This is a genomic window from Candidatus Leptofilum sp. (assembly GCF_965223285.1).
GTDB lineage: Bacteria > Chloroflexota > Anaerolineae > Promineifilales > Promineifilaceae > Leptofilum.
Genome location: NZ_OZ244997.1, coordinates 5,684,067 through 5,708,661 on the forward strand (window position 1 = coordinate 5,684,067; position 24,595 = coordinate 5,708,661).

The 24,595-nt window shown below is 51.1% G+C and carries 16 protein-coding genes; 12 read left to right on the forward strand and 4 right to left on the reverse strand.

The genetic code is table 11. The features are described from left to right. The first annotated feature begins 85 nt into the window (after nt 1-85). The 3 genes from ACOQPU_RS25525 (at nt 86) to ndk (ending at nt 8,434) form a co-directional block, all read left to right on the forward strand. Complete coding sequence (locus ACOQPU_RS25525; RefSeq protein WP_420642651.1) at nt 86-1,123, forward strand: histone deacetylase; 1,038 nt, start codon at nt 86-88, stop codon at nt 1,121-1,123. A 112-nt stretch (nt 1,124-1,235) separates the two neighbouring features. Continuing rightward, the gene (locus ACOQPU_RS25530; RefSeq protein ID WP_420642652.1) at nt 1,236-7,850 is read left to right on the forward strand and encodes a hypothetical protein; all 6,615 of its coding nucleotides are present in this window, start codon (nt 1,236-1,238) and stop codon (nt 7,848-7,850) included. Nucleotides 7,851-7,984: 134 nt separating this feature from the next. Then, nucleotides 7,985-8,434, forward strand: a complete 450-nt coding sequence (gene ndk, locus ACOQPU_RS25535) for a nucleoside-diphosphate kinase (RefSeq protein WP_420642653.1) — start codon at nt 7,985-7,987, stop codon at nt 8,432-8,434. 87 nt (nt 8,435-8,521) lie between these two features. Here ndk and rsfS read toward each other — a convergent pair whose 3' ends face one another. After that, complete coding sequence (gene rsfS, locus ACOQPU_RS25540; protein WP_420642654.1) at nt 8,522-8,839, reverse strand: ribosome silencing factor; 318 nt, start codon at nt 8,837-8,839, stop codon at nt 8,522-8,524. A gap of 298 nt (nt 8,840-9,137) precedes the next feature. Here rsfS and ACOQPU_RS25545 point away from each other — a divergent pair, with 298 nt between their 5' ends. The 8 genes from ACOQPU_RS25545 to ACOQPU_RS25580 all read left to right on the forward strand — a co-directional run bounded on the left by ACOQPU_RS25545 (nt 9,138) and on the right by ACOQPU_RS25580 (nt 16,417). Beyond that, complete coding sequence (locus ACOQPU_RS25545; RefSeq protein ID WP_420642655.1) at nt 9,138-9,608, forward strand: DNA-3-methyladenine glycosylase I; 471 nt, start codon at nt 9,138-9,140, stop codon at nt 9,606-9,608. 67 nt (nt 9,609-9,675) lie between these two features. Beyond that, nucleotides 9,676-10,911: an exodeoxyribonuclease VII large subunit gene (gene xseA / locus ACOQPU_RS25550; RefSeq protein ID WP_420642656.1), complete on the forward strand. Its 1,236-nt coding sequence runs from the start codon at nt 9,676-9,678 to the stop codon at nt 10,909-10,911. A 62-nt stretch (nt 10,912-10,973) separates the two neighbouring features. Further along, entirely contained in the window at nt 10,974-11,954 is a 981-nt protein-coding gene (locus ACOQPU_RS25555) for a 2-hydroxyacid dehydrogenase (protein ID WP_420642657.1), read from the forward strand. Then, nucleotides 11,951-12,409, forward strand: coding sequence for an NUDIX domain-containing protein (locus ACOQPU_RS25560; protein ID WP_420642658.1), 459 nt, complete (start codon nt 11,951-11,953; stop codon nt 12,407-12,409). The genes ACOQPU_RS25555 and ACOQPU_RS25560 overlap by 4 nt, the downstream gene beginning before the upstream one ends. 81 nt (nt 12,410-12,490) lie before the next feature. Next, the gene (xseB, locus tag ACOQPU_RS25565) at nt 12,491-12,712 is read left to right on the forward strand and encodes an exodeoxyribonuclease VII small subunit (protein WP_420642659.1); all 222 of its coding nucleotides are present in this window, start codon (nt 12,491-12,493) and stop codon (nt 12,710-12,712) included. A gap of 185 nt (nt 12,713-12,897) precedes the next feature. After that, nucleotides 12,898-13,800, forward strand: a complete 903-nt coding sequence (gene ftsY, locus ACOQPU_RS25570) for a signal recognition particle-docking protein FtsY (RefSeq protein ID WP_420642660.1) — start codon at nt 12,898-12,900, stop codon at nt 13,798-13,800. 162 nt (nt 13,801-13,962) lie between these two features. After that, a protein-coding gene (prfB, locus tag ACOQPU_RS25575) for a peptide chain release factor 2 (RefSeq protein ID WP_420642661.1) occupies nt 13,963-15,067 on the forward strand; the annotation gives its coding sequence in 2 pieces (ribosomal slippage) (nt 13,963-14,028 and nt 14,030-15,067; 1,104 coding nt in all). 81 nt (nt 15,068-15,148) lie between these two features. Next, a complete protein-coding gene (locus ACOQPU_RS25580) occupies nt 15,149-16,417 on the forward strand; it encodes a hypothetical protein (RefSeq protein WP_420642662.1) in 1,269 nt (422 codons plus the stop codon). 31 nt (nt 16,418-16,448) lie between these two features. On the opposite strand, the gene ACOQPU_RS25585 is transcribed toward ACOQPU_RS25580, so the two are convergent. Further along, a complete protein-coding gene (locus tag ACOQPU_RS25585) occupies nt 16,449-17,579 on the reverse strand; it encodes an ISAs1 family transposase (RefSeq protein ID WP_420640702.1) in 1,131 nt (376 codons plus the stop codon). Between the two features lie 350 nt (nt 17,580-17,929). Between ACOQPU_RS25585 and rpoC the strand changes: the two genes are divergently transcribed. Then, on the forward strand, nt 17,930-22,297 hold the full coding sequence (rpoC, locus tag ACOQPU_RS25590; protein ID WP_420642663.1) for a DNA-directed RNA polymerase subunit beta': 4,368 nt from the start codon (nt 17,930-17,932) through the stop codon (nt 22,295-22,297). 84 nt (nt 22,298-22,381) lie between these two features. Here the strand turns inward: rpoC and ACOQPU_RS25595 are convergent, their stop codons facing one another. After that, nucleotides 22,382-23,404, reverse strand: coding sequence for a polyprenyl synthetase family protein (locus ACOQPU_RS25595; RefSeq protein ID WP_420642664.1), 1,023 nt, complete (start codon nt 23,402-23,404; stop codon nt 22,382-22,384). A 17-nt stretch (nt 23,405-23,421) separates the two neighbouring features. After that, nucleotides 23,422-24,492 (reverse strand): type 2 isopentenyl-diphosphate Delta-isomerase, encoded by a 1,071-nt coding sequence (fni, locus tag ACOQPU_RS25600; RefSeq protein WP_420642665.1) that lies wholly within the window; start codon nt 24,490-24,492, stop codon nt 23,422-23,424. Nucleotides 24,493-24,595 lie beyond the last annotated feature (103 nt).

Genomic DNA, 24,595 nt, shown 5'->3' on the forward strand with positions numbered 1-24,595 from the left:
AGCAGCTCTTCATCCAGTTCTTGTTCAGCAAAAGAATCAGCTATAATATCAGCAAGACTTTCCGACAATCTGAACTGGAGACACCATGTCAACTGCCGCTATTTACGTCCCCGCCACTGCCCATACTAAAACGGGCCATCCCGAAAACGAAGGACGCATCAACCGCATATTGCCGTTTCTGGAGCAAACGGGCATGTTGCCAGATTTGCACCTGCTGGAGCCAATCAGTGCTACCATCAAACAACTGCGGCGCGTGCATGCACCTGCACTCATCGAACGTATAAGAGAAGTAGCAACAACTGGCGGCGGGGCGTTGGATCATGGGGATACTTACGCCACGGCCCAAAGTTATAATCTGGCTCGGCTGGCGGCGGGGGCAACGATAACGGCCGTTGACCACATTATGACCGGGCGGGTAAAAAATGGGTTTGCGCTGGTTCGTCCACCAGGGCATCATGCCGAATTTGGTCGCATTAGCGGATTTTGCCTGTTCAACAACGTGGCCGCAGCAGCACGGCAAGCGCAGAAGGAACATGGCGTCAAACGCATTCTTATTTTGGATTTTGACGTACATCATGGCAATGGAACGCAAGATATTTTCTATGACGATGACTCGGTAATGTTTATTTCAACACACCTGTTTTTGCCACGCATGTTTTATCCAGGTACAGGCGATTTGAAAGAGTTGGGAAATGGGTTTGGACATGGATACACTGTTAACGTGCCGCTGATGCCGAATGTGGGGGATGTGGGGTACGGCCGTATCTTCAACGAATTTGTGCAGCCATTGGCACGCCAATTTAAGCCGGAGCTTATCTTGGTTTCAGCAGGATATGATGCCCATTGGCAAGACCCATTGGCAATGGCAGGCTTGAGCCTGACTGGCTATGCTCAGATGTCTCGCCTGTTGGTTGAGCTGGCCGAGGAGTTGACAAACGGCCGTATTCTCTTCGTTTTAGAAGGTGGCTACCAGGTACAAGCACTCTCTTACGGCATTCTAAACACATTTTATGCGCTCACGGGTCAAGACCAAATTGTTGATCCTTTGGGCTTCATGCCTCAAGAAGAACAAGACATTTCACACTTGTTACACCAGTTAAAACGGCATCACTTGATTTATTAGGGGAAACTTTGCATAATATTTATGTAAATCACAAAAAGAGATTTGATGTACCCTGTCCATCTGAAAGAAACAGACGTACCGCTTTCTTTCGCAGTTCATTTGAGGCGAAAACGTGACTTCGATTCTTTTACACGAATATGTCGAGCAGGTTGAAACCCTAATTGATGCCAACCGTCTGGTCGAAGCGGTTGAACATTGCCGCCATATTTTGCACCACTATCCTCGGCACATTGATACCTACCGTGTGATGGGCAAAGCATTGCTAGAGAAGCAAGAGTATGACAGTGCCAGCGATCTGTTTTTGCGCATTTTAGGTGCCGACCCCAACGATTTTATTAGCCATGTCGGGCTTTCCATCGTTTATCAAGAAGAAAGTCAATACGATCAAGCCTTGTGGCATTTGGAGCGCGCCTTCGAGATTCAGCCTTACAATGTGGCGATTCAGGGGGAGCTGCGCCAGCTTTACACTACAGAAACCGAAAGCCGCCCCGGTGTAATCCCCCTTACGCGTGGTGCCTTGGCCCGACTTTACATGCAGGGAGAGCTTTACCAGCAAGCTATTTCTGAGCTGCGGCGCATCTTAGCTGAGGAACCTGAACGGATAGATTTGCAGGTGCTTCTGGCAGAGGCACTATGGCGTGATGATCAGCGTATTGATGCTGAAGAAGTATGCTTAAACATTATGGAAGCGTTGCCGAATTGTATTGTGGCGAATGCGATTTTGGCTGAAATTTGGTTGCAGACAGGCCGCATTCCAGAGGCACAAAAATATTTGAAGCGGCTGCATGGCTTAACCTGGCAAACCCAAAAGTCGTTACAAAAAGAATCCATTGCGGGCCGAGCTTTTGTTACGGAGGGCGCGTTTCAACTACCAGAAAAGGCATCGCTGGAATTTTTAGAGACTGGCACGGTGATACCAGATGAACCGGCTCAACCTGCGGACGATTGGGTAGGGGAAGTGACCTTTGACGATGTGGCCGACGTTGCCGATGGCATGGACGATGTGGTCCTAGAACCAGAAAGCGGTATGCACAGCTATGATTGGTTGGCTGACATTGACGCCGCAGAAGGGGAAGATTCTGAGCAAAAGACGAGCGAAACCGATTGGTTTTCGCAGGAAAGTGCCAAAGAATCTCTCAATTTGACGACCAGCGAACTAAATGCGGATTGGTTGGCCGACTTACGTGGAGAGGAAACCGAGGAAGAAGAGAGTGGTTTCCAGCCGTTAGAAATGGGGTCTGATCCGGGTGAAGAAGCTGAAACGAATGATTCTGACTGGTTTGCCAATGAGGACGATATTTCTGACGAACTCTTTGCTGAGCTGGCCGATTCAACGGAGCTGTCCACCGAAGATACGGCCGTTGACACAGACCACGACTGGCTCAAAGACCTTGCAGAAATTGAGGGCGAAACCAGCTCCGAACCCAGAGAAAAATCAGGCATCCAAATTGACGCTACGAACTTGATGGATAAAAACTTGATGGATTGGGACCAAATTGAAAGCGATCCCAATATTGTGAAGGAACCTAAGACACCCTTCTGGCTGTCAGAAATGGCCGGCGAAGCAACGGAAGCGGTAGAACTAAATCCTGAAGAAGCATTAGATTGGTTAACTGAACCAGAAGAGATTGCTGAACTAGGGGCCTCAGACGAGCCTGAGGAACCTGTGGCGACAACTCAGGAAACTGAAGCTGAACAAGCTGACGTCCCGATGGAAGTTGAAGATTCGTTGGATTGGTTAAGCGAGATACCAGATGAGGAAGCTGACGAAGCCGATGAAGCTGAAATTGCGGATGCATTGCTGGATGCAGCACCAGAAGCAGTTGAGGAATCTCTGGATTGGCTTGATGACGTCCCCTCGCCCGAGCCTGAGACAGACGTGGTGGATGAGTCGGTCGAGGATGAGGTTGAGGAATCTTTTGGTCCTACGGCCGTTCTAGACTCTGAGGAACAGGTTGACCTTCCTGAAATGCCAAACCTGTTGGATACGGATAGCCTGGGTGAGGCTGATGATTGGTTGGCTGCCCTAACGGAAGGCACGATTGAGGAAGAAATTGCTTGGGATGAAAGCGAGGGCACTCAAAAAGCCGAAGAAATCGAGCTAGACGCCACCACCGACGAATTGGCTGCGCTGAGCGACGCGGATGATTGGCTAAAATCAGCTTCTGCGGATTTAGATGCCATCCTTGAAGATGCGGACCGCGAAGAAGAAGAGTTCCCTAACCTCTTAATCCCCGACATGGAAGGGGCTGAGCTTGATGAAGTCCCAGATTGGCTACACACGGACACCTTAGACGATTCAGAAGAAGCGGAGACTGCTATGAGTAGTGAAAATGATCCCCAGGAAAAGCCACAGTCAGACGAACCGGAAGTAAAGCCTTCGGAAACGGCCGCTCAGGATGGTGATGAAGATGCCCTGGACTGGTTGGCTGATCTGACTGCTGATGACGCAGATGCAGATGTACTCGTTGAGCCACCCATTGCCACCGAAGGGATGCCCAGTTGGCTGGATGATGCAGGCCAGAAAGAAGGGGTAGAAGTGGTTGATGAATGGGATTCTGAGTCAGCCGATATTCCTGATTGGCTGCAAGAGCCGGTAGAGCTGTCTGAATTGGACGAGGCTATTTTGGATGAAGCCGCAGAGACAGATGAAGTTGGATTAACTGGCTTGCTTTCCGAGATAGACATATCTGATGAGGCCGTTCCGATCGATGATATGAATTCGCTGTTTTCAGATTGGGCAGATGAGGACGGGGATGGCAGCCTGACAGAATTGTTAAGTGAAATGAGTAGCGATGAGCCAGCAGTTGAAACGCAGGCGGCAGATTTAGATTTTGTAATGGATGCTGCTGATGAGGAACCAGAGCCTGCTGAATCAGTTGAAGAACCAGAAGAAGTTGGCCTGACGGGATTGCTCTCTAACCTCTCGTTGGAAGATGAGTTAGAAGAGCCTGTTAAAGTGGATGAAGACGATTTCTTCTCTGGATTGTTGGCAGAGGCTGACGATGATTTAGGCGACCTTCTGGGTGATGATGGTGATGTGGAAGATATCGGCTTAACTGCAATGCTGTCTGGCATGGAATTGGAAGAGGATGATGCTGAGACAAAGGCCGTTTCTGATGAAACTGATGATGATTGGCTAACAGATGTCACTGAAGCGACCGATGATGACGACGATTGGCTTGCCGATTTAACCGAAGCCTCGGAAGCTGAGACTGAACCAGACGCCTCGCCCGAAGTGGAAGAAGCGGAAGCCGAGCTGGGGCTGACTGGAATGCTGGCCAATTTGTGGCCAGATGATGAGGAAGCAGTCGAAAGCGAGTTGCCAGAAATGGCGGTTTCCGATCCCACTGGGTCCGAACCGAGTAAGTTAAACAGTGACGAGCTTGGCCTAACTGAACTTCTGGCTGGCATCGATTACGCTGAGGATGCCATTGATTCACGGCCAGAGTTGCCAGAACTTGAAGAGCCAGTTGAACCATCCCTCACTGAGATTTTGGGTGATATGGATGTGGTGTCTGAGCCAGAGGAGCCGGAGTTGGAAGAAGCTGGCCCCATCTCGGCGGAGGACACCACTTGGCTAACGCAGCTAGAGGCGGATACCGGTGCGCTCCAGGAGCAAGCCGATGATTTTGATATGGCGGAAGAGACTGGCCTGGATTGGTTAACGTTGCCAGACGAACCGGTAGAAGATTTACCAGTGGATGCGCCAGAAGAACCCGCCGCTTTGGATGAGCCAGAGGTTGTGGAAGAACAAGACAGCACGCCAGAAGATTGGGACGATGCCATGTCTTGGCTGGAAGAGCTGGCCGCGCAACAAGAAGACCCAGTGGCTGAACTGCCCAGCGTGGCTGAAAACATGCTCGACGAGGAGTTAGACAGCGGCGAACTGCTTCAGGCTGACGACATCGTTGCTGAGGAAGAAGCAATAGGTAGCACCGACTGGCTGGATGATTTAACCGGTGATGTGACCACCGCTTTAGATGAAGAGCTAATCGATCCTGAACTGCTGGCCGAAACCGGGGTGATGGCTGAGCCGCCGCAAGATAGTGACGAGACTGCCGTTTCTCAAGAAGAGGAAACGGATGCGGATCCGTTGGATGGGTGGGATGACGATGGTGAAATGTCCTGGCTGGATGAGTTAGCTACAGATCAGCTGCCGGAAACGGCCGTTGATGAAGCGGAAACCACCCAAGAACCAGTTGACACTACACTCTCAGAGGAGGATGGTGCTGGCTGGCTGGACGACTTGGTGGCTGATGATGCAGAAATCGTGCTGGAAGCCGACTTGCTAGACGACCTTCTTGGTGATGTAGCGGACGAAGCGGAAACGGCCGTTGACGAAGCTGAAACAATCCCAGAACCGATTGATACCACATCAACAGAAGAGGATGATGCTAGTTGGCTAGGCGACTTGGTGGCTGATGACGCAGAAATTGCTTCAGAAGCCGATTTGCTAGACGATTTATTTGATGATGTGGCGGAGGATGTGGAAACGGCCGTTGACGACCCAGACATTGGCTGGCTAGATACCGTGATAGACGAGGCTGAAGACGAAGCCGAGGCAGTTGTGGAAGAATCTCTGGACGCTGCAACGCCAGAAGTTGTAGATGATGAAGAATATCGGGTTACTGGCGTTACCGATGCCTTAAAAGCTGATGATGGCCTGGAAGAAGCCGAAGCCGATTTGGAAGAAGCGTTGGCTTGGCTCGATGAACTGGATGAAGAGCCAGAAGTTGAGCTGCTGGACGAAGCACCGCCCACCATTATCACGCCACCGGAACCGCATGAGTTACCTGAACCTGTGGTGGATGAAGCGTCACCCGACACGGTGGTGTTGCCACCAGAGCCAGATGAATTAACCCTTGCTTTGGATCGGTTAGAGCAGCAAGTGAGAGATGAGGGTATAGACGTGCCAGAAGCGGGCGTTTTCCCCATTATGCTCTCTGATGAAGAGCTAAATGCCGCTCTGGATTGGATTGAGCAGGGTGAAACGGAGCCGGAACAAGCCTCTGAATCTCTGGTTCCGGATGAACAAACTGAAGCCGCTGTTGAGTCTCTTCAAGAAGTAGAGGAGTCTACAGAAGACGATCTGACCCGAATGGCTGATGATCCTGAAGCGTGGCTTGAAGATTTGCTGAGTGGCGATGCCGATTTAGATGTGGATATGGAGCCGCCACCCATCAAGCCAAGTGAAGACGCCGTGTTTGTCACGGACGACGGGGTTGAAGCTGAATTAGAAGATGTTGAAATTGCCGAAACAGATTTAGAAACGGCCGATTCTTTGCTGGAAGATGTGGCCCTGGAAGGCATGCCCGATGACCCAGATGCGGCCGTTGCCTGGCTAGACCAGCTAGTGAGCGGGGATGATGCCCTAGACATCGAAATGGAGCCGCCGCCAATCAAACCCAGCGAAGACGCCGTTTTTGTGACAGATGACGCACCCGCCGAGGACGAACCACCAGAAGAAGCTGAGTTGGTTGCGGCTGAAGATGAATCAGAAACGGCCGTAGCAGATGAAGTAGACCTAGAGGACGATCCCGAAGCATGGTTGGAGCAAATGCTCAGTGACGATTTGGCGATGGACGTAGAGATGGAGCCACCGCCGATCAAGCCGAGCGAGGACGCGGTTTACGTGACCGAGGATGGTCCACCTATGGAACTTCCCGACGACGCATCAGAACCAGACGAGATCGTTGCAGCCCCTGAGCCAATTGCCGAACTGCCCAGCGACGAAATTGAAGAGGCCGCAACAGAAATCGGCGATATGGAAGATGACCCTGAAGCGTGGCTAGAGCAAATGCTCAGCGGCGATTTGGCAATGGACGTAGAGATGGAGCCGCCGCCGATCAAGCCGAGCGAGGATGCAGTGTACGTCACGGAGGATGCATCGCCAGAGCCAGAAGCTGCACCAGAGCCTGAGGTTGTTGCAGAAGTAACTGAGCCGGCCGAAGACATCATTGCTGACGTGCCAGATGATCCAGATGAAGCGATGGCTTGGCTAGAACAGCTTGCTGCCCGTCAGGGGGCAGATTTGGCGGAACTGCCAACTGTAACAGACGCCTCTGATGTGGCGGATGAGCCAGCAATGCCTGACTGGATGGCCCAAGATTTGGCGGAATTGGATGCCGGGTTGGATGAGCCAATTGCCGTGGATGAACCTGCAGAAGCTGAAGATAGTGCGGGCGAAACTGGCGATTTGGCAGACACAGACGTGGATTCTGAACTCCCAGATTGGCTAAGCAGCAGCGACAACCGCCCGGTGGCTGGAGAAACCGATTGGCTACAAAATTTGCCGGAAGTTGATATGGATTCCTGGCTTTCAGCCGAGGCAGAAGCTGTTGCTATTGAACCGACAGAAGATGTGCAGCTACCAGATACTGGGCCACTGCGTACCGATCCTTTGGAGGCCGAACCGTTAGCTGAAGATGAACTGTTTGACCCAGTTATTGAGCCGTCGTCTGGTGCTTACAGTGTGGATGAGGCGAAGCTGGGTGCGGCGAAGGAGGCGTTGACAGACGGCCGCATCGAAGAGGCAATGACACAGTACAAATCTCTAGTTGCCGATGGCTCGGGCATGATGGCCATCATTGCTGATCTGGAACAAGCAACCGACGCACATCCGCAAACACCAGTTCTCTTCCAGGTTTTGGGCGATGCCTACATGCGAAACGGGCAGCTACAAAAGGCGTTGGCCGCATACCGTTCGGCGTTGAATCAGATGTAAAGTTTTGTTTGCGAATTTGGCTCGTTTGGGTGACAATGGAGCCACAGTAGGTAAGTTACAAATCTGAAAAGGCAGCGACGCTTGAGCAAGCTGCCTTTTTTTGCGTCAAAATTCAAAAAAATGGAGTAATAACGATGGAACGTACATTAATTTTGGTAAAACCAGATGGCGTGCAGCGCGGTCTGATGGGTGAAATTGTTGGCCGATTTGAACGGCGTGGTCTTAAGCTAATCGGCATGAAATTTATTCAGATGGATGAGTCGTTGGCAAACCGGCACTACGCTGTTCATAAGGAACGGCCGTTTTTCAACGATCTTGTTTCTTACATCACCTCTGGCCCCGTGTTGGCGATGGTTTGGGAGGGCAACGAGGCCGTGGCTGCTGCCCGGTCTACCATTGGTGCCACCAAACCTGTAGAGGCTGCTCCTGGCAGCATTCGCGGCGACTTCGGCATGGAAATCGGCCGTAACCTCGTACATGGCTCTGACAGCCCAGAGAATGGTGTAAAAGAATCCAACCTCTTCTTTAAGCCAGAAGAATTGGTAAGCTGGAGCCGCGCTACAGAAAGCTGGATTTGCGAATAATCAGTTGAGTGGGATTCTTCGAGTGGATCAAAAAAAAGCCCGACCTATGCAAAATGGTCGGGCTTTTGGCTTTCTAGTGGAAAAGATTTATTGCATTCGCATGACAACATGCGCTTCATCCCACAAACCTTCTAGATCGTAATAGTGGCGCATGTCTGGCGAAAAAAGATGAACCAGCAAATCGCCAAAATCTACCAATACCCAGCCAGATTCTGGTGAACCTTCTATGCTATTGGTGAGGGCCTTCGCTTTTTGCTTGGCATCTTGGGCAATGCTGTTGGCCATTGCCCGCAACTGGCGGTCATTTTCCCCATTGCAGATGAGGAAATAGTCAGCAAAAACAGCCTGTTCCCGCAAATCCAGCAATGTGATGTCGCTCCCCTTTTTGTCTAATACGGTCTCCACTAGCAAATGTGCTAATTCTAAACTTTCCAGATCTTCACCTCCGGTTTTTCTGGATTTTGGCCACAGAGAACACAGAGGATGACGAAATGGTCGTGCGGTTCTCAATTGGCTCGTTTTCCCTGTCGCTTTTCAAAAAGAAATCAATTATCTGCGATTGTAGCATGGAGGCGGAATGAGTGACAAGATGCGGTTGCAACTTCCCCATGTGCGCTCTACAATTAGAGCGAATGTTCTATTTGGTTTGTAGTGGCTAGCGGTGAGTTCTCATCTGCCACCAGTCACTAAAAAGGAGAGGATCGTGTCTGAACCTCAGTATGAAATTCCACCCCGTGCTGTGCCAGAAAATGATGCTGGCTACTTTGAGAAGATCACCCAGGCTGTGTTTCAGGCTGGCTTTAGCTGGAAGGTCATTCGCAATAAGTGGCCTGGCTTTCAGAATGCGTTTGCCCACTTTAATGTGGACCAGGTGGCTGCATTTACCTCGGTTGATGTGGAGCGGTTGGTAGAGGATAAGACAATTGTGCGAAACGGCCGTAAAATTGAAGCTACCATCAAAAATGCCCGCATCTGCCAAGAACTGATTGCTGAACACGGTTCTTTTCACAACTATCTGCGAACCATGGATGGCCTACCGTACATCAAGCGCGAGAAGCAATTCTGCAAAAAATTCAAGTTTATGGGGCCGATGGGTGCTTACTTTTTCTTTTGGTCAGTGGGCGAAGATGTGCCAGAGTATCATGAATGGCGTGCCCAAAACGAAAAATCTTAGTCGGCCGCGGATTTCACGGGTTATTTGACCTTATCCCTGAAAATCCGCGCACACCGTGGCAAAAAATATGGCATTTTTACGCAGCACAAACTTCTCTTCAGAATCGTGGACCGTTTCTGAACTCAATCAATATATTCGTGAGCTTTTTGAAATTGATTACCGCCTGCAAGATTTGGAAGTCAGCGGCGAGATTTCCAACTTCTCTCGCGCCCGGTCGGGCCATCTGTATTTCACGCTCAAAGATGATAAGGCGCAGCTAAAATGCGTGATGTGGCGTTCAGCGGCAGAGCGGTTGCGGTTTCGGCCGCAGGATGGGGATGCGGTGGTGGTGAACGGCCGTATCTCTGTGTACGAGGCCAGCGGTGTCTATCAACTGTATGCCGAGCAAATGTCACCCATCGGTCAGGGGGATTTGGCTGCTGCTTTTGAAGCACTCAAAGCCAAGTTGGCTGACGAAGGGCTGTTCGACGCAGAATCTAAACAGCCGATTCCCCAATTTCCCCGCAAAATTGGCATTGTCACCTCGGCCGATGCAGCTGCCTTGCGAGACATCATCAACGTGCTGCGTCGCCGCTACCCGCTGGTTTCTGTGCTCATTGCCCCCACGTTGGTACAGGGTGCCGACGCGCCGCCCCAAATTGTGCGAGCGTTGCGCTGGTTAGACGGCCGTCACGACATCGACACGATTATTGTGGCGCGTGGTGGTGGCTCGATGGAAGATTTGTGGGCGTTTAACGACGAGGAAGTAGCAAGGGCCATTTTTGCCGCCCAGCACCCCGTCATAAGCGGGGTGGGGCATGAGGTTGATTTCACCATCGCGGACTTTGTGGCCGATTTACGCGCCCCCACGCCCTCGGCGGCGGCGGAGCTGGCGGTGCCAGATGTGAGCGAGCTACAACCGTATTTCATCTCCGTCCAGCAGCAAATGCAAGACACAGTTTTGGAACGCATCGGCCACTATCGCTGGCAGGTGCAAATGCTCAAACGGTCGTTGAACCATTTAAGCCCGCAGGTGGGTATTGCCGGTAACCGACAGCGGCTAGACGGCTGGCAAGATCGGCTGGAGCGAGCGATGCAGCGGCGGTTGAACCAATCGAACCACCGCCTAAATTTGCTGCAAACCCGGCTAACGGCCGTTAGCCCAACGGCCACCTTGGAGCGGGGCTATGCGATTGTGCGGGATGAGAACGGCCGTATCGTGCGTACTCCCGCTGCCGTAAAAAGCGGCGACCCGCTCACTGTCCAAGTCAGTGATGGTCAGTTTGGCGTCACCGTGGATGAGAAGGATTTATCCACAGATTAACACAGATTTCCGCAGATTTTCGCAAAAAAACTGTGCTAACCTGCGGCTCGATAGGAGCAATAATGGCTAACATTCTCATCACCCAGCATATTGGCGGCGCAGGCGTGCAGATGCTGCGTGAGGCGAGGCATCATGTGACCTATCGCGACAAAACCGAGCCAATGGGTCAGGCTGAGCTGCAAACGGCCGTTCGCCATGCCGAGGGATTGGTTTGTTTGCTGACAGATCGGGTGGATACGGCCGTTTTTGATGCTGCTCCACAATTAAAAATGATTGCCAACGTTGCCGTTGGGTACGACAACATTGATGTGAGAGCCGCCACAGCACGCGGTATTTTGGTCAGCAACACCCCAGATGTGCTTACCGAGGCGACCGCCGATCACGCCTTTGCCTTGCTGCTGGCCCTCGCCCGCCGCCTGCCAGAAGCGGATGCATACATGCGGGCGGGCAAATATGAGAAGTTTGAAATGTTTCCACCGTTGCTGGGTCTGGATGTGTATGGCAAGACGTTGGGCATTGTGGGGATGGGCCGGATTGGTGCGGCCGTGGCCCGTCGCGGCGCGTTGGGCTTTGGCATGAAGGTTTTGTATACGGCCAACAGTGTAAAAACGGCCGTTGAGCAAGAACTCGGCGCGCAAAAAGTGACTTTTCCACAACTGCTCCACCAAAGTGATTTTGTTAGCATCAACGTGCCCCTCACGCCCGAAACCTACCACCTATTCACTCTGGACACCTTCCGCCAAATGAAGCCAACCGCTTGCCTCATCAACACCGCACGCGGCCCCATCATCAAAGAAGATGATTTGTTGGTTGCCTTGCGTCAAGGGACTATTTGGGGTGCCGCCTTGGACGTTTTTGAGGCAGAACCAGAGATGACCCCGGGGCTGGCTGATTACCATGACCGCTTATTGCTGGCTCCGCACTTGGGCAGTGCCACTGGAGAAACGCGGCGAAAAATGGTGGAAACGGCCGTATCAAACCTCCTGGCTGGTCTGGCGGGCCAGACCCCGCCCAATGCACTCAATGCGGAGCAGTTGGTGTGAGCCTGAAATGGCGCATTTTATACTTTCTTGCTCGCTGCTACTGGCGCATTTTCAAGCCGCTGACGCTGGGCGTGAAGCTGATGCTCATTGAGGACGACACGATTTGGCTGGTGCAGCATAGCTATCAGCCGGGCTGGTTTTTACCGGGCGGTGGGGTAAAAAAGAGTGAGGATTTTGAAACGGCCGTGCGCCGCGAAGCCCGTGAGGAATTGGGGGCAGAAATTGACGAAATGCAGCTATTTGGCATTTACAGTAGCACCAGCACCTCAAGAAATGATCATGTGGTCGTTTTTGTAAGCCACAAATTTACGATAGGGCAAACCGACAAGGAAGAAATTCGCGCCGTGCAGCAATTTGCTCTGGGTCAGTTGCCACCAGATGTGTCTCGCGGGACCCGACGGCGAATTGAGGAATTTGTGAACGGCCGTAATCAACCCGAAGTCGGTATTTGGTAACCGAGGACTGGCAGTCCTGACTTGAATGCTGCCACAACTATATCTATTTAGGACTGCCAGTCCTGATGTATGGAGAAAACCATGAGCGAAGAAGCAGAGAAATTAACTTTTGAAGAAGCACTTACCGAGCTAGAAAAAATCGTTGCTGAACTGGAATCTGGTGATCTTACTCTGGAAGCATCCCTGGATTTATTTGAAAAAGGGCAAAAGTTGGCTCAGCAATGTAACGTGCAGCTAGAAACGGCCGCTCTCCGCATCGAGCAGCTCACCAGCGATGGTGAAATCGTGGAGCTAGACCTTTAGGCGCAATTGTCAGCCCCCCTAACAATCGCTATACTCATTCCTTGCACGGGGATTGATGCTTGGCAGTGCGTATTATTCGATAGCCAACGCTAAATTGTCATTTTGAACGCAATGGAAAATCCCTCTCAACTTACTCAAATGATTGGTAGCTATTTGCATAGCCAAAAGAAATAAGGAATTCAAATTTGTTCAAGAGCATACGAGATTCATTAAGCCGCACCCGCAACACCGTTTTCGGCCAGATTGCCGGTGTGTTAGGGACAGGTGACATTACCGAGGAAACTTGGGAAGATTTAGAAGCTCTGCTAGTGCAGGCCGATGTTGGCGTTCCCACCACATTGGCTGTGGTAGAAGCATTGCAAGAGCGCGTGAAGGCAGATGGTCTTTACAAAGCAGAACAGCTTACCGAAGCATTGAAGCAAGAGCTACGCAGCGTACTGGTTGATCCGCCACCGTTTGAACTGGAAGCCCCGCGCCAGCTAACAATTGTGATGATTGTAGGTGTCAATGGCTCTGGCAAGACCACAACCATCGGCAAACTCTCTCGCCATTACCAAAATAAGGGGCGAAAAATTGTCTTAGCAGCAGCAGATACTTTCCGCGCTGCGGCAATCGATCAGCTAAAGATTTGGGGAGAGCGGGCCGATGTGCCGGTGATTGCCGGACAGCCCAATGGCGACCCCGGTGCTGTAGCGTATGATGGCATTCGTGCCGCCCGCGCTCGTGGCTACGACACGTTGCTGATTGATACTGCTGGTCGTTTACACACCAAATTCAACCTGATGCGTGAATTGGAAAAAGTGTACGGCGTTTGCAAGAAGAGCGTTCATGCCGCCCCGCACGAAGTGCTGTTGGCTTTGGATGCCCCAACTGGCCAAAATGCACTCATTCAGGCGCAAAAATTTAAGGAGTCTGTGCATGTAACGGGAGTTATTCTTACCAAACTGGACAGCACAGCCAAAGGCGGCATGGTGTTTGCCATCTACCGTGAGCTGGGGCTGCCGGTCCGCTTTATTGGCACCGGTGAGCGCATTGAAGATTTGGCACCATTTGACCCGGATCAATTCATTGATGGGTTGTTTGAATAAGTAAACTGGCCAACTTTTTGATCAAGGATTAAACAGATTATCCAGATGTTTGTCCAACATTCTTCGTTATCTGCTGAATCTGCGAATTTTTTGATTTTTGCTTTTGAGATTTAGGATCGATTTGAGATCGCTCCCCTCTCATAATAGAAGGAAAATATTGTTATGGATGACTTAGCTGAAAAATTAACAAACTTACAACAAATCGTAAACTTGCTGCGGAGGCGTCTTTGACGTACCTGCCAAAGCGTTAAAAGTTGCCCAACTAGAAGAGGTGGCGGCCGCCCCGGGCTTCTGGGATGACACGGCCGTTGCGCAAGCCAAGATGCGCGAATTAACCAAACTGCGCGATCAGGTGACTGTTTGGGAGGCTTTGAGCCGCCGCCTAAATGACGCAATAGAGTTAGTGGAACTAGGCGATGAGGAGCTTTTGGGTGACCTTTCTAGGGAAGTTGATGTTTTGGAAACACAGGTTGCTGAACTGGAATTTGAGACGCTCTTTTCTGGTCAATATGATGATGAAGATTGCATTTTAGCCATTCATGCAGGTGCAGGCGGCACAGAAGCCCAGGATTGGGCGCAAATGTTAGAAAGGATGTTTATGCGTTGGGCGGATTCACATAAGCTGGTCGTAGACATTGTGGATGAAAGCTCTGGCGACGAGGCTGGTTTGAAAAGTGTGATGATGGCGGTGAAGGGAAGTTATGCTTACGGCCGTCTCCAGTCGGAACGAGGCGTGCATCGTTTGGTGCGCATCTCGCCTTACGACTCATCCAGCCGCCGCCATACCTCCTTTGCCAAAGTAGAAGTGTGGCCCGACGTAGCAGAAGATATCGAAATTGAAATAGACGAGAAGGATTTGCGCATCGATCGGTTTAAGGCGAGCGGGGCAGGTGGCCAGCATGTGCAAAAGAATGAAACGGCCGTACGCATCACGCACCTTCCCACAGGTATTGTGGTTTCTTGCCAAAATCAACGCTCATTAACCCAAAATCGGGAAGTGGCGATGAAAATCCTCAAAGCGCAGTTATTTGATTTGGAACAGCGCAAGCAAGAAGCGGAAATGGCTGCGCTCAAAGGTGAGGATGTGGATGCCGGTTGGGGCAGTCAAATTCGCTCCTACGTGCTGCATCCCTACAAAATGGTGAAAGATCATCGTACCAATTTTGAAGTTGGCAATGCCCAGGCGGTGCTAGACGGCCGTTTAGACGAATTTATGGAAGCATACTTGAAGCAAAAAGTAGGGCAAACTGAAGAACCCACGCTATAGCTAAAAACATGCCACAGAGAAAAAGGGAACCTCTAAATTCTCGGTGGGCTCTGTGGCCAATCTGTTTTACGGAGGCAAATCATGGCAAAAGACCCTAAAAGACAACGCCCAGGTGTGCGTCGTAAACGCAGTTCATTAGGTGCAAAAGTGAATCGGGCGGCCCAAAAGCGGCGAGTACGGCCGTCTGCCAGAGCCAATGCACGTAAGGCTGCCATCAACCAGCGACCTATGCCCAAGCCACCAGCCCGTCGGCCAGTAAAACGCGCCTCCCTCCGAACAGGGGCCGCGGTTTCTGCCGAGTTGGCTACAAAAGTTGACCGGATTCAAGACAAATTTGAGCGGCTGGAATCGCAGGCGCAATTGGAAGATATTTTTACGGCCGTGGGTGACATTGATAACAAGCTAACTAGCCTTCCTTTTGACCTGGAAGGATTGCGTGACCGAGGGTATGTCCATTCTGGCCAACTTGAAGACAAGCTAGAGGCCCTTGATGACAAATGGGATGAACTGCGCCCCCGCGTAGAAAAAGCCATTGCAGAGCAGGTTAATCGGCTGGATCGGGAGCTAGACCAGACTGAGCGGCAAGTGAATCGGTTAGGTTCGGCCAATGAAACCGTCGTGAAATCCGTGGATAAATCCGTAGATAGCTTGGGGAGCCGCATCACCGCCGCTCGCCGCGCGCTCGATGGATTGTATGACGGGATGCAAACAGAGCTCTATCAGATTGAGTACGCGCTGGGGCAGGTGGGCAAAATGCTGGACCTCATGGCTGGTTCCCAGGAAATTCGCCTGCTCGAAGCTGAAGGCCCCTTGCTAGCTGTCAAAGCAGAATGGCATCAGGATGGGGACGAAGGGCCAAAAGGGTATCTTTTCCTCACCGATCAGCGGCTGCTGTTTGAACAGCGCGAAGAGGTCGTTACCAAAAAGCGGTTTGGTCTCTTCAAAGCGGATTCAGAGATGGTGCAAAAGCTGCACATTGCCGTGCAGGTGCATGAAATTGGCCAAATTGTGCACAAAGAAGAAGGTGGCTTCCTCGGCATGGGCAAAGATGACATCTTGGAACTGGTTTTTGCTGCCACCGCCAACCTCTCACGCGCACGCTTCCATTTGGATGGCCAGGATTCAGAAGATTGGGCAGCCATGATTAACCGGATTCAGTCTGGTGAGATTGATGGTGATCGTTCAGACGAATATTTGGATGAACTGGAAGCGGCCGAAATCACCAGCGCCAGTTTCCCAGAGCAATGCCCAAACTGCTTTGCTGCCATTCCGGAACAGCCGCGCGGTGTTACCATCTATAGTTGTGAATTTTGCGGTGCCACGGTGCAACCGCTCAGCGATTCTGCTTAATTCGCCGCATAAATTGGGACTTAGGGCTGTTTCAAAGTCGAAGAATGTCTAATGCTCTGGTAGGGTCAGCCGAAAAGGCATCAATGGCCTCAGAAACGGAAGCAAAACCAGCTAGACGAGCAAGGTTAATAACGATATTGCGAAAAGCAGCCCGAACTTGCGGGGCACCCGGCTTGCAAGTTGAACAAGCATCCTCACCCATGACCACATCCCGCACCCAATGAAGACCATTTTCAATGGCTGCCCAGTGGTCTCGGGTAATGGCAATAAGGTCAGCAGGTTTTGCCTCAGCTTGGGGCAAAGAGGTTATCCCATAGACATAGGATTCACTGTATTTGTTAGGTTTGAGTACCCATCGCTTCCGCTTGAGATGAAAAACCTGAGCCACATCAGGCCAGTGCGGATAGGCATTGTTAGTCGGTGCACTCCATAGCTCACGAATTTCCAGACGGCCGTGTCCCTTGTTGACGCTTTTGTAATAAAGAAATGGAGGCTCGTTTCTGGGCTGTGGCTGGGCAAACCGTGCTTCCAACGACCAAAGCAAGCGGGGATGATTGCCTTTGACATACATCAAATAATGACCCCCAGCTTGTCGAATCTGACGCACAATCGCTCTTTGAGTGAGCAATGCATCCACCGTAATGACCAATCCCTTCAGCAGCAATCGCTCAAGTAAAGGGGGGACACAGCTGATTTCATTGGTTTTGTCTTCTACCGCTGCTTGAGTAAGCACAATGCGTAACTGATGACACACAGCCGAAACAAGGAAAGCATTGGGGCTGCCCAATGAAGCGGCGCGTCGAATGCTTTTGCCATCGATAGCAATGCCCCGAGCAATGCCTGCTGCGACTAATTCTTGATGGACTTGATGCACCCATGCTTGAATACTGGCTTCAAGGGCTTCTGGTTTTATCTGCCAGAATACGCGACACAACATAGCGGCCGATGGGTGATGGTGTGGCTTGATACCTAGGCGCGATTTGCGCCCTGCTGGCATATATTTGCCCCATCTTGCCATGCCCCGAGCACTTGTTTTGCCACAGAGCATAGCCAGCACGATAAAATTGAACAGACTAATCAAACTATATCGCTTGCCGCGCGGCTTGCGCCAATCGGCTATCGGGTCGAAAATGGTGACTAGAGGTGGAATTGTAATTTGCATGTTTCCGCTCCTTGCAGGGATTTTGGAAACTATGCTGCAATTTCACCTTTTTTGCGACTGCCGACTTTGAAACAGCCCTATTGGGACTTGTCAGAAACGGCCGTTTTCGCTATAATTTTCTGCTTGCACATGCTTACGTAACTCTTATGTAAAAGCGTTGACATATTGACGGGTACCGATATAATCAACAAACATAAATAATAAATGCCACGACGTTTTAAGAGCGTTGGTCTTGATCAGACCATACGCTCTTTTTCCGTGTTTACGGATAGAGAAGAGGGAACAATTTTTACTCGTGCGCAAGACGTAAGTTATCACAATTTTATTTAGGGTTGGAGCCTTATTCTTTTATGGGAGGTCACCTGGTGGAGACAACAGAATTCCGCTCGTTACGCATTAGTTTAGCATCTCCAGACCAAATGCGGTCTTGGTCCTACGGAGAAGTCACAAAACCAGAAACTATCAACTATCGCCGCTTGCGGCCAGAGAAAGATGGCTTGTTTTGTGAAGCTATTTTTGGCCCCACGCGTGACTGGCAATGTTACTGTGGCAAATACAAAAATGTTCGCTACAAGGGGATTGTTTGTGACAAATGTGGGGTAGAAGTAACACGCTCGGCCGTTCGGCGCGAACGGATGGGGCATATTGAATTGGCCGCTCCTGTCGCCCACGTTTGGTACACGCGCCGTGTTCCCAGCCACATGGGTCTATTGCTAAACGTTTCTCGACGCAACCTGGACCGCGTCCTCTATTTTGCCCAATACGTCATTACCAGCGTCGATGAAGAAGCTCGTCAACGGGCCTTGAAGCGTTTGGAAGAAGAACTTGCCGAAGCAGAACTCAAATTTGAAGAAGATTTGCAATCAAATATTGGGGATGCCACTTCAGATGCTCAGGTGCGATTGCAGGAGCTAGAAGGGCAGCTACAAGAACAGAACGATACGTTTGATGATCGTCTATCTGCTGCCACAGATGCTGTAGTGAATGAAGCACAAGCTGTAGAGCGTCGTCTGGAAAATCTGAAAGGCTCTGCTGCCAGCGAAGACATTGTGCTTGGTGAGACGGTTATCGTTGAAGAAGGCGAGACAGTAGGCCGCGAGCACAGCGTTTTGGTTCAGGAGGTTACTTCTGAGCGGCTGACGCAAGTGCAAAAAGAAAGCGAAGAAGATCACCAAAGCAACGTAGCCACGATGCAGAAAGAGATTGAAGAACTGCGCACTGAGGCTGAGGCTGTGGGTGTAGATTTGCGGGACGAATTAACGCAAAAACTCACTCGTTTGCGCCAGCAAGCGCAGGCCAACCGTGAACAGTTGGAAAGCCTGGAGCCAATGGTTTTCCTGAATGAAAACGATTACCGCGAACTGAAGAGCAAATTTGGTAATGTTTTCCGGGCCGACATGGGTGCAGAAGCCCTGTATGACATCTTGAAGAAGATGGACTTGGACAGGCTTTCTCGCGATTTGTGGCGGGAGGTACGCACCACGCGCTCCAAACAGGCAGCCAAGCGAGCTACCAAACGCTTGCAGGTCGTGGAATCACTCCGTAAAAGCGGCAATCGGCCTGAGTGGATGATCTTGACCGTTTTGCCGGTTATTCCCCCCGATTTGCGCCCGATGGTGCAGCTAGATGGCGGCCGTTTTGCTACGTCCGACCTTAACGATCTGTATCGGCGGGTGATTAACCGGAACAATCGCCTCAAGCGCTTGCTGGAATTAGGTGCGCCAGATGTAATTGTGCGCAACGAAAAGCGTATGCTCCAAGAGGCTGTAGATAGCTTGATCGACAACAGTCAGCGGGGCAAGGCACTTAGTCGCCGGGGGCGTCGTGAGCTGAAGTCGCTCTCCGACATGCTCAAGGGCAAGAAGGGACGTTTCCGTCGTAATTTGCTGGGTAAACGTGTGGATTACAGCGGCCGTTCCGTGATTGTGGTTGGCCCGACGCTGAAGCTAGGTCAGTGTGGTTTGCCCAAAACGATGGCCTTGGAGCTTTTCCGACCGTTTGTTATTAGCAAGCTGGTGGAATATGGCTATGCTAGCAACGTGAAGGGGGCACGCCGCTTCATTGAGCGTCAGCCACCGGAAGTATGGGAAGTTCTGGAAGAAGTAATCCAGGGACGGCCGATTTTGTTGAACCGTGCCCCTACATTGCACCGTTTGGGTATCCAGGCGTTCATGCCTATGTTGGTTGAGGGTAAAGCGATCCAGCTTCATCCGCTGGTGTGTGCTGCTTTCAATGCAGACTTTGATGGTGACCAGATGGCTGTGCATGTACCACTTTCCCAAAAAGCTGTTGATGAAGCCAAGAACTTGATGATGGCCACGCGTAACCTGCTCAAGCCGTCTGATGGCCAGCCAATTGTAGGCCCGTCAAAAGATATGGTGTTGGGTGTTTACTATCTAACGCTGGTGGTAGACGGCCGTCATGGCGAAGGCAGCTACTTTGGCAGCATGGAAGAAGTTGAGACTGCCTATGAACTGGGCTACGTTGACATTCATGCCAAAATCAAGCTGGAAATTGAAACCTACTTCAAAGAAGATCACACGCGCTATGCGGATGGCAAACCTCGCCGCCGCGTCATTGAAACATCACCAGGGCGTGTGCTATTCAACATGACTTTGCCTGAAGAGTTCCATTTTGTGAACCGGGTGCTGGATAAGGGTGGCGTCAACGCACTCATCAATCGCGTCTATCGCCTTTTGGGTGATGAGGCGACCATCAAGATGGTTGACGCCGTGAAGAATATCGGCTTCCGCTATGCGACTGTTTCTGGTACGACCATTGCTGTTGCTGACCTAACCATTCCTGATGAGCGGCAAGGCATTCTGGACGAAGCATTGCAACGTGTAAATGAAATTGACCGCCAATATCGCCGTGGTTTGTTGACCGAAGAAGAACAGTATCAACGCACCATTGAGCAGTGGAATGATGCCAAGGATAAGGTTGAAAAGGCAGTCCGAGATGCAATGGACCCAGCTAGTCCCATCGCTGTTATGGCACTTTCTGGTGCGGGTAAAGGTGGTTTTGGCCCCATTACGCAATTAGCTGGTATGCGCGGTTTGATGGCTGATCCTCAGGGTAAGATTATTCCTGTGCCAATTCAGTCGAACTTCCGACAAGGCTTGGACACGCTGGAATATTTCATCTCCACGCATGGTGCTCGTAAGGGTCTGGCCGATACGGCTCTCCGCACGGCTGATGCTGGGTATCTAACACGCCGCCTGGTAGATATTGCTCAGGAAATGATCGTGATGGACGAAGATTGCGGTACCACCAAGGGTATTTGGGTGCGGCGTGTCGATAATTTTGGTAAGCAAACGCTCGCGGAACGGATTTTGGGTCGCGTGGCGGCAGCACCAATGGCTGATCACGAAACGGGCGAAATCATCATTCAAACTGATGAATATTACACGGACGTGATTGCAGAGCAAGTTGATTTGATGGGCGTGGATGAAGTTTACGTTTATTCACCCATGACGTGTGAAATGCGGCGTGGCATTTGTGCTAAATGTTACGGGATTGATTTGGCACGTGGTAAGCCAGTGGAGAAGGGAACGGCCGTTGGTATCGTGGCTGCTCAATCTATTGGTGAGCCTGGTACACAGCTAACCCTGCGTACTTTCCATACAGGTGGTACTGCCTCTGCCGGTGGTGACATTACCCAGGGTTTGCCCCGTGTAGAAGAGCTATTTGAGGCACGGCAGCGGCCTAAGGGTGAAGCAGTTATCACGGAAATTGGTGGTTTGGCAGAAATTCGCGTGATTGACGGCGTGCGCCACGTTTTTGTGACGGACGTTCGGTTGATTGATGATGTTTACGAAATTACTGATGGCTGGGAAGTGAAAGTTGGCGATAATGACACCATCGAAGCGGGCGGCGTGTTGGCTGAAAACGAAGACGAAGTTGTTGTGGCTCGTCACGGCGGTCGTGTGGCTCGCGATGGCAACTCGGTGAAGGTGACCTGGGAAAGCAAAGACGAGCGGGATTACGAGATTCCTGCCGGTATGCGACTACTCATCTCTGACGGTCAGGAAGTCAACGCGGGTGATCAGCTCACAGAAGGATCTAAGAACCCGCACCGCATTTTGGAGATTTTGGGGCGCGATGCTGTGACGCAATACCTGCTGCGCGAAATGCAGCAGGTTTACCGACCGCAAGGTCAGAATATCCATGACAAGCATTTTGAAGTGATCATTCGCAAGATGCTCAGCAAGGTGACGGTAACATCCTCTGGTGATACTGAAATGTTGCCAGGTGAATTGATTGAAACCTCAATTTTCCAAGCGAACAATGAGGAAATCATGGAAGAGGGCGGTCAGCCAGCACAGGCAGAGCCAGTCTTGTTGGGTATTACCAAGGGTGCTTTGAACACAGATAGCTTCCTGTCAGCGAGTTCCTTCCAGCACACGATTAAGGTTTTGGCCAGCGCGGCAATTGCAGGCCGTGAAGATGATTTGATTGGCTTGAAAGAGAACGTTATTATTGGCAAACTGATTCCTGCAGGTACGGGTTTTGATATCTATGTAGAGAAGCAAGAAGAGCTTGAAGCCCCAGAGGTAGAAACTGAAGAATTAGTGGATGAAGGCATGGATTTCTCCGGCACGTTGATTGATGACAATACGGACGATGCTGTCTTGGAGGCGATTGCTCAGGCAGCAGCAGCAGAAGCAACCAAGGAACAGTTGGAGTTGGAAGCTCCCGAATCGGAAGATGAGTCATAAATCATCTGACCCTAATTCATGAAAAAGAAAACGGCGGCTCCTTACGAGTCGCCGTTTTTTGTTATTGCGAGAGTTTGGCGATGTTTAGAAGCTGCGTTGCAGCAGCATGGCAGAAAGCTGCTGCAATGCTGCACCCGCTGGCCCTGCTGGTTCGGCTTCTTCTAAATGGCCCAGTGCAGTTTCTGAATAGTAGGTAGCTCGTTCGGTCGCGTCCTCACGCGCACCGGTGCTGTCCAAAATGTGGATAGCTTGTTGCACGAAGGTTTCGTCTGTTGTTTCTTGCTGGTAAAGCTGACGCAAATCATTGTTCTGATTCAAGCCGTAAAGCACGGGCAGCGTTTTCTTTTTAGTAAGAATGTCGGTGGAAGCTGATTTGCCAATAAGGGATTCATCTCCCCAAATGCCCAAAATATCGTCGATGACCTGGAAGGCAAGGCCAAGGTTGAGGCCGAATTGTGCATAATGATGCACCGTTTCGGCATCTTTACCGGAAATGAGTGCGCCAAGTTCAGTACAAAGGGAGAGCAGCACGGCCGTTTTCCCTGTAATCATCGCCAAATAATCAGAAACACTGACGCTGTTTTGCGTTTCAAAAAACATATCGGCGTGTTGGCCTTGCGTTAGGCGGACGCAGGTCTCATCGAAGCGGCGTAGAGCATGTACGGCCGTTTCTGCCGATACGCCTCGCTCCACCAAACGATTCAAAGCCAAATGCGCCAGGGAAAACATAGCATCACCCGCATTGATTGCCTGCTCCTGTCCCCAAATAGTCCACAACGTTTTACGGCCACGCCGCGTTGGGCTGGCATCCTCAATATCATCATGAATGAGTGAAAAGTTGTGCAACAGCTCAATAGCGGCCGCAGCAGGCACCGCTTGCTGCCAATTGCCGCCAGCTGCCTGGCAAGCTAACAGGCAAAGTACGGGCCGAATTTGCTTGCCTGCATTTACATCGGCTGGCTGTAGCTGATCATCCCGCCAGCCCATATGGTAATGCAGCATGCCATAGAACAGGTCTGGTGGTGCCTCAGTTGCATTGAGAACCGCTTTCATTTCAGCCGTTACGGCTTGTCGCATTTCTTGTGAAAGTTGTTTGAATTCATTCATAAGGTGAAAATTTGTTATTAAAAATAAGAGGTATGCAAAGGCGTGTGGCCCAAATGCTCCAAAGTTTCTGCACCAGCGCAGAACATAGCCACGCGCAGCTCGTTGGTAATGGTTTCGGCTAGCTCAATGACGCCTGCAGTGCCATTTTGGTCGGCAGCACGTAGAAACTCTCCGGCAAACCCAACCAGATTTGCACCTAGCGCAATACATTTAGCGACATCAATGCCATTGCGGATGCCACCGCTGGCGATGATGGGTAAGTTCGGTGTGGCGCGACGACAATATTGGATGGAAACGGCCGTTGGTATGCCCCAATCAATAAATGCCCCGGCGACGCGAGCGTGCCTAGCCGTCGGGGCGCGATACATCTCTACCTGACTCCAGGATGTGCCACCTGCACCTGCCACATCAATGGCGGCCACACCTGCATTGGCTAAGTGGCGGGCTGTTTCTTCGGCAAAGCCCCAGCCAACCTCTTTGGCAATAACGGGGACGGATAGGTCGCGGCAAATTTGCTCCACTTTACCAAGCAAATTGGCGAAATTGCCGTCTCCTTCTGGCTGAACTGCCTCTTGTAAGGCATTGAAATGCAAAATCAAGGCATCTGCTTCGCACATGTCTACCGCGCGTCTGCACTGTTCCAGACCATAGCCGTAATTGAGCTGCACGGCACCAATGTTGGCGAAAAGCAAAATGTCTGGGGCAACCTGGCGTACATGGTAGGTGTCGGCCAGGTTGCTGTCTTCTATGGCGGCACGTTGGGAGCCAAGTCCCATCGCCATGCCGATTTCTTGGGCTGCTTCTGCCAGGGTGCGATTGATAATGCTTGCTTCGGCGGTGCCGCCCGTCATGGAAGAGATGAGCAGGGGGGTGTTGAGTTGTTGGCCAAAGAGAGAGGTAGTGGTGATCACGTTCGCTAGGTCGATTTCTGGCAGTGCCTGGTGCATGAAGAAGTAATTTTCAAGCCCATTGGTGAGCTTGTTGAAGTTAACATCTTCTTCCAAATTGATGCGGATATGGTCAGCTTTGCGCCTCTCATGAATGTTGGCGTCGTTGTGGTTGGCAACGGCCGTTTTGCTTTTTGGCATAGTCCTCTCCCTGTCTCCTATTCTGATGTTGAGTATACCGTGACGGGGGGGGATTTGCGAGTTTCGGCCCGCTACTAATTTGGTTCGTTTAGACAGCGTGTAA

Bases quoted from the DNA above. Each gene is read 5' to 3' on its own strand.
- fni (WP_420642665.1), bottom strand. From the start codon at position 24,492: ATGCCAAAAAGCAAAACGGCCGTTGCCAACCACAACGACGCCAACATT.
- xseA (WP_420642656.1), top strand. From the start codon at position 9,676: ATGGCATTTTTACGCAGCACAAACTTCTCTTCAGAATCGTGGACCGTT.
- rpoC (WP_420642663.1), top strand. From the start codon at position 17,930: ATGGGAGGTCACCTGGTGGAGACAACAGAATTCCGCTCGTTACGCATT.
- ACOQPU_RS25525 (WP_420642651.1), top strand. From the start codon at position 86: ATGTCAACTGCCGCTATTTACGTCCCCGCCACTGCCCATACTAAAACG.
- xseB (WP_420642659.1), top strand. From the start codon at position 12,491: ATGAGCGAAGAAGCAGAGAAATTAACTTTTGAAGAAGCACTTACCGAG.
- ACOQPU_RS25595 (WP_420642664.1), bottom strand. From the start codon at position 23,404: ATGAATGAATTCAAACAACTTTCACAAGAAATGCGACAAGCCGTAACG.
- ACOQPU_RS25580 (WP_420642662.1), top strand. From the start codon at position 15,149: ATGGCAAAAGACCCTAAAAGACAACGCCCAGGTGTGCGTCGTAAACGC.
- ACOQPU_RS25555 (WP_420642657.1), top strand. From the start codon at position 10,974: ATGGCTAACATTCTCATCACCCAGCATATTGGCGGCGCAGGCGTGCAG.
- ndk (WP_420642653.1), top strand. From the start codon at position 7,985: ATGGAACGTACATTAATTTTGGTAAAACCAGATGGCGTGCAGCGCGGT.
- ACOQPU_RS25585 (WP_420640702.1), bottom strand. From the start codon at position 17,579: ATGCAAATTACAATTCCACCTCTAGTCACCATTTTCGACCCGATAGCC.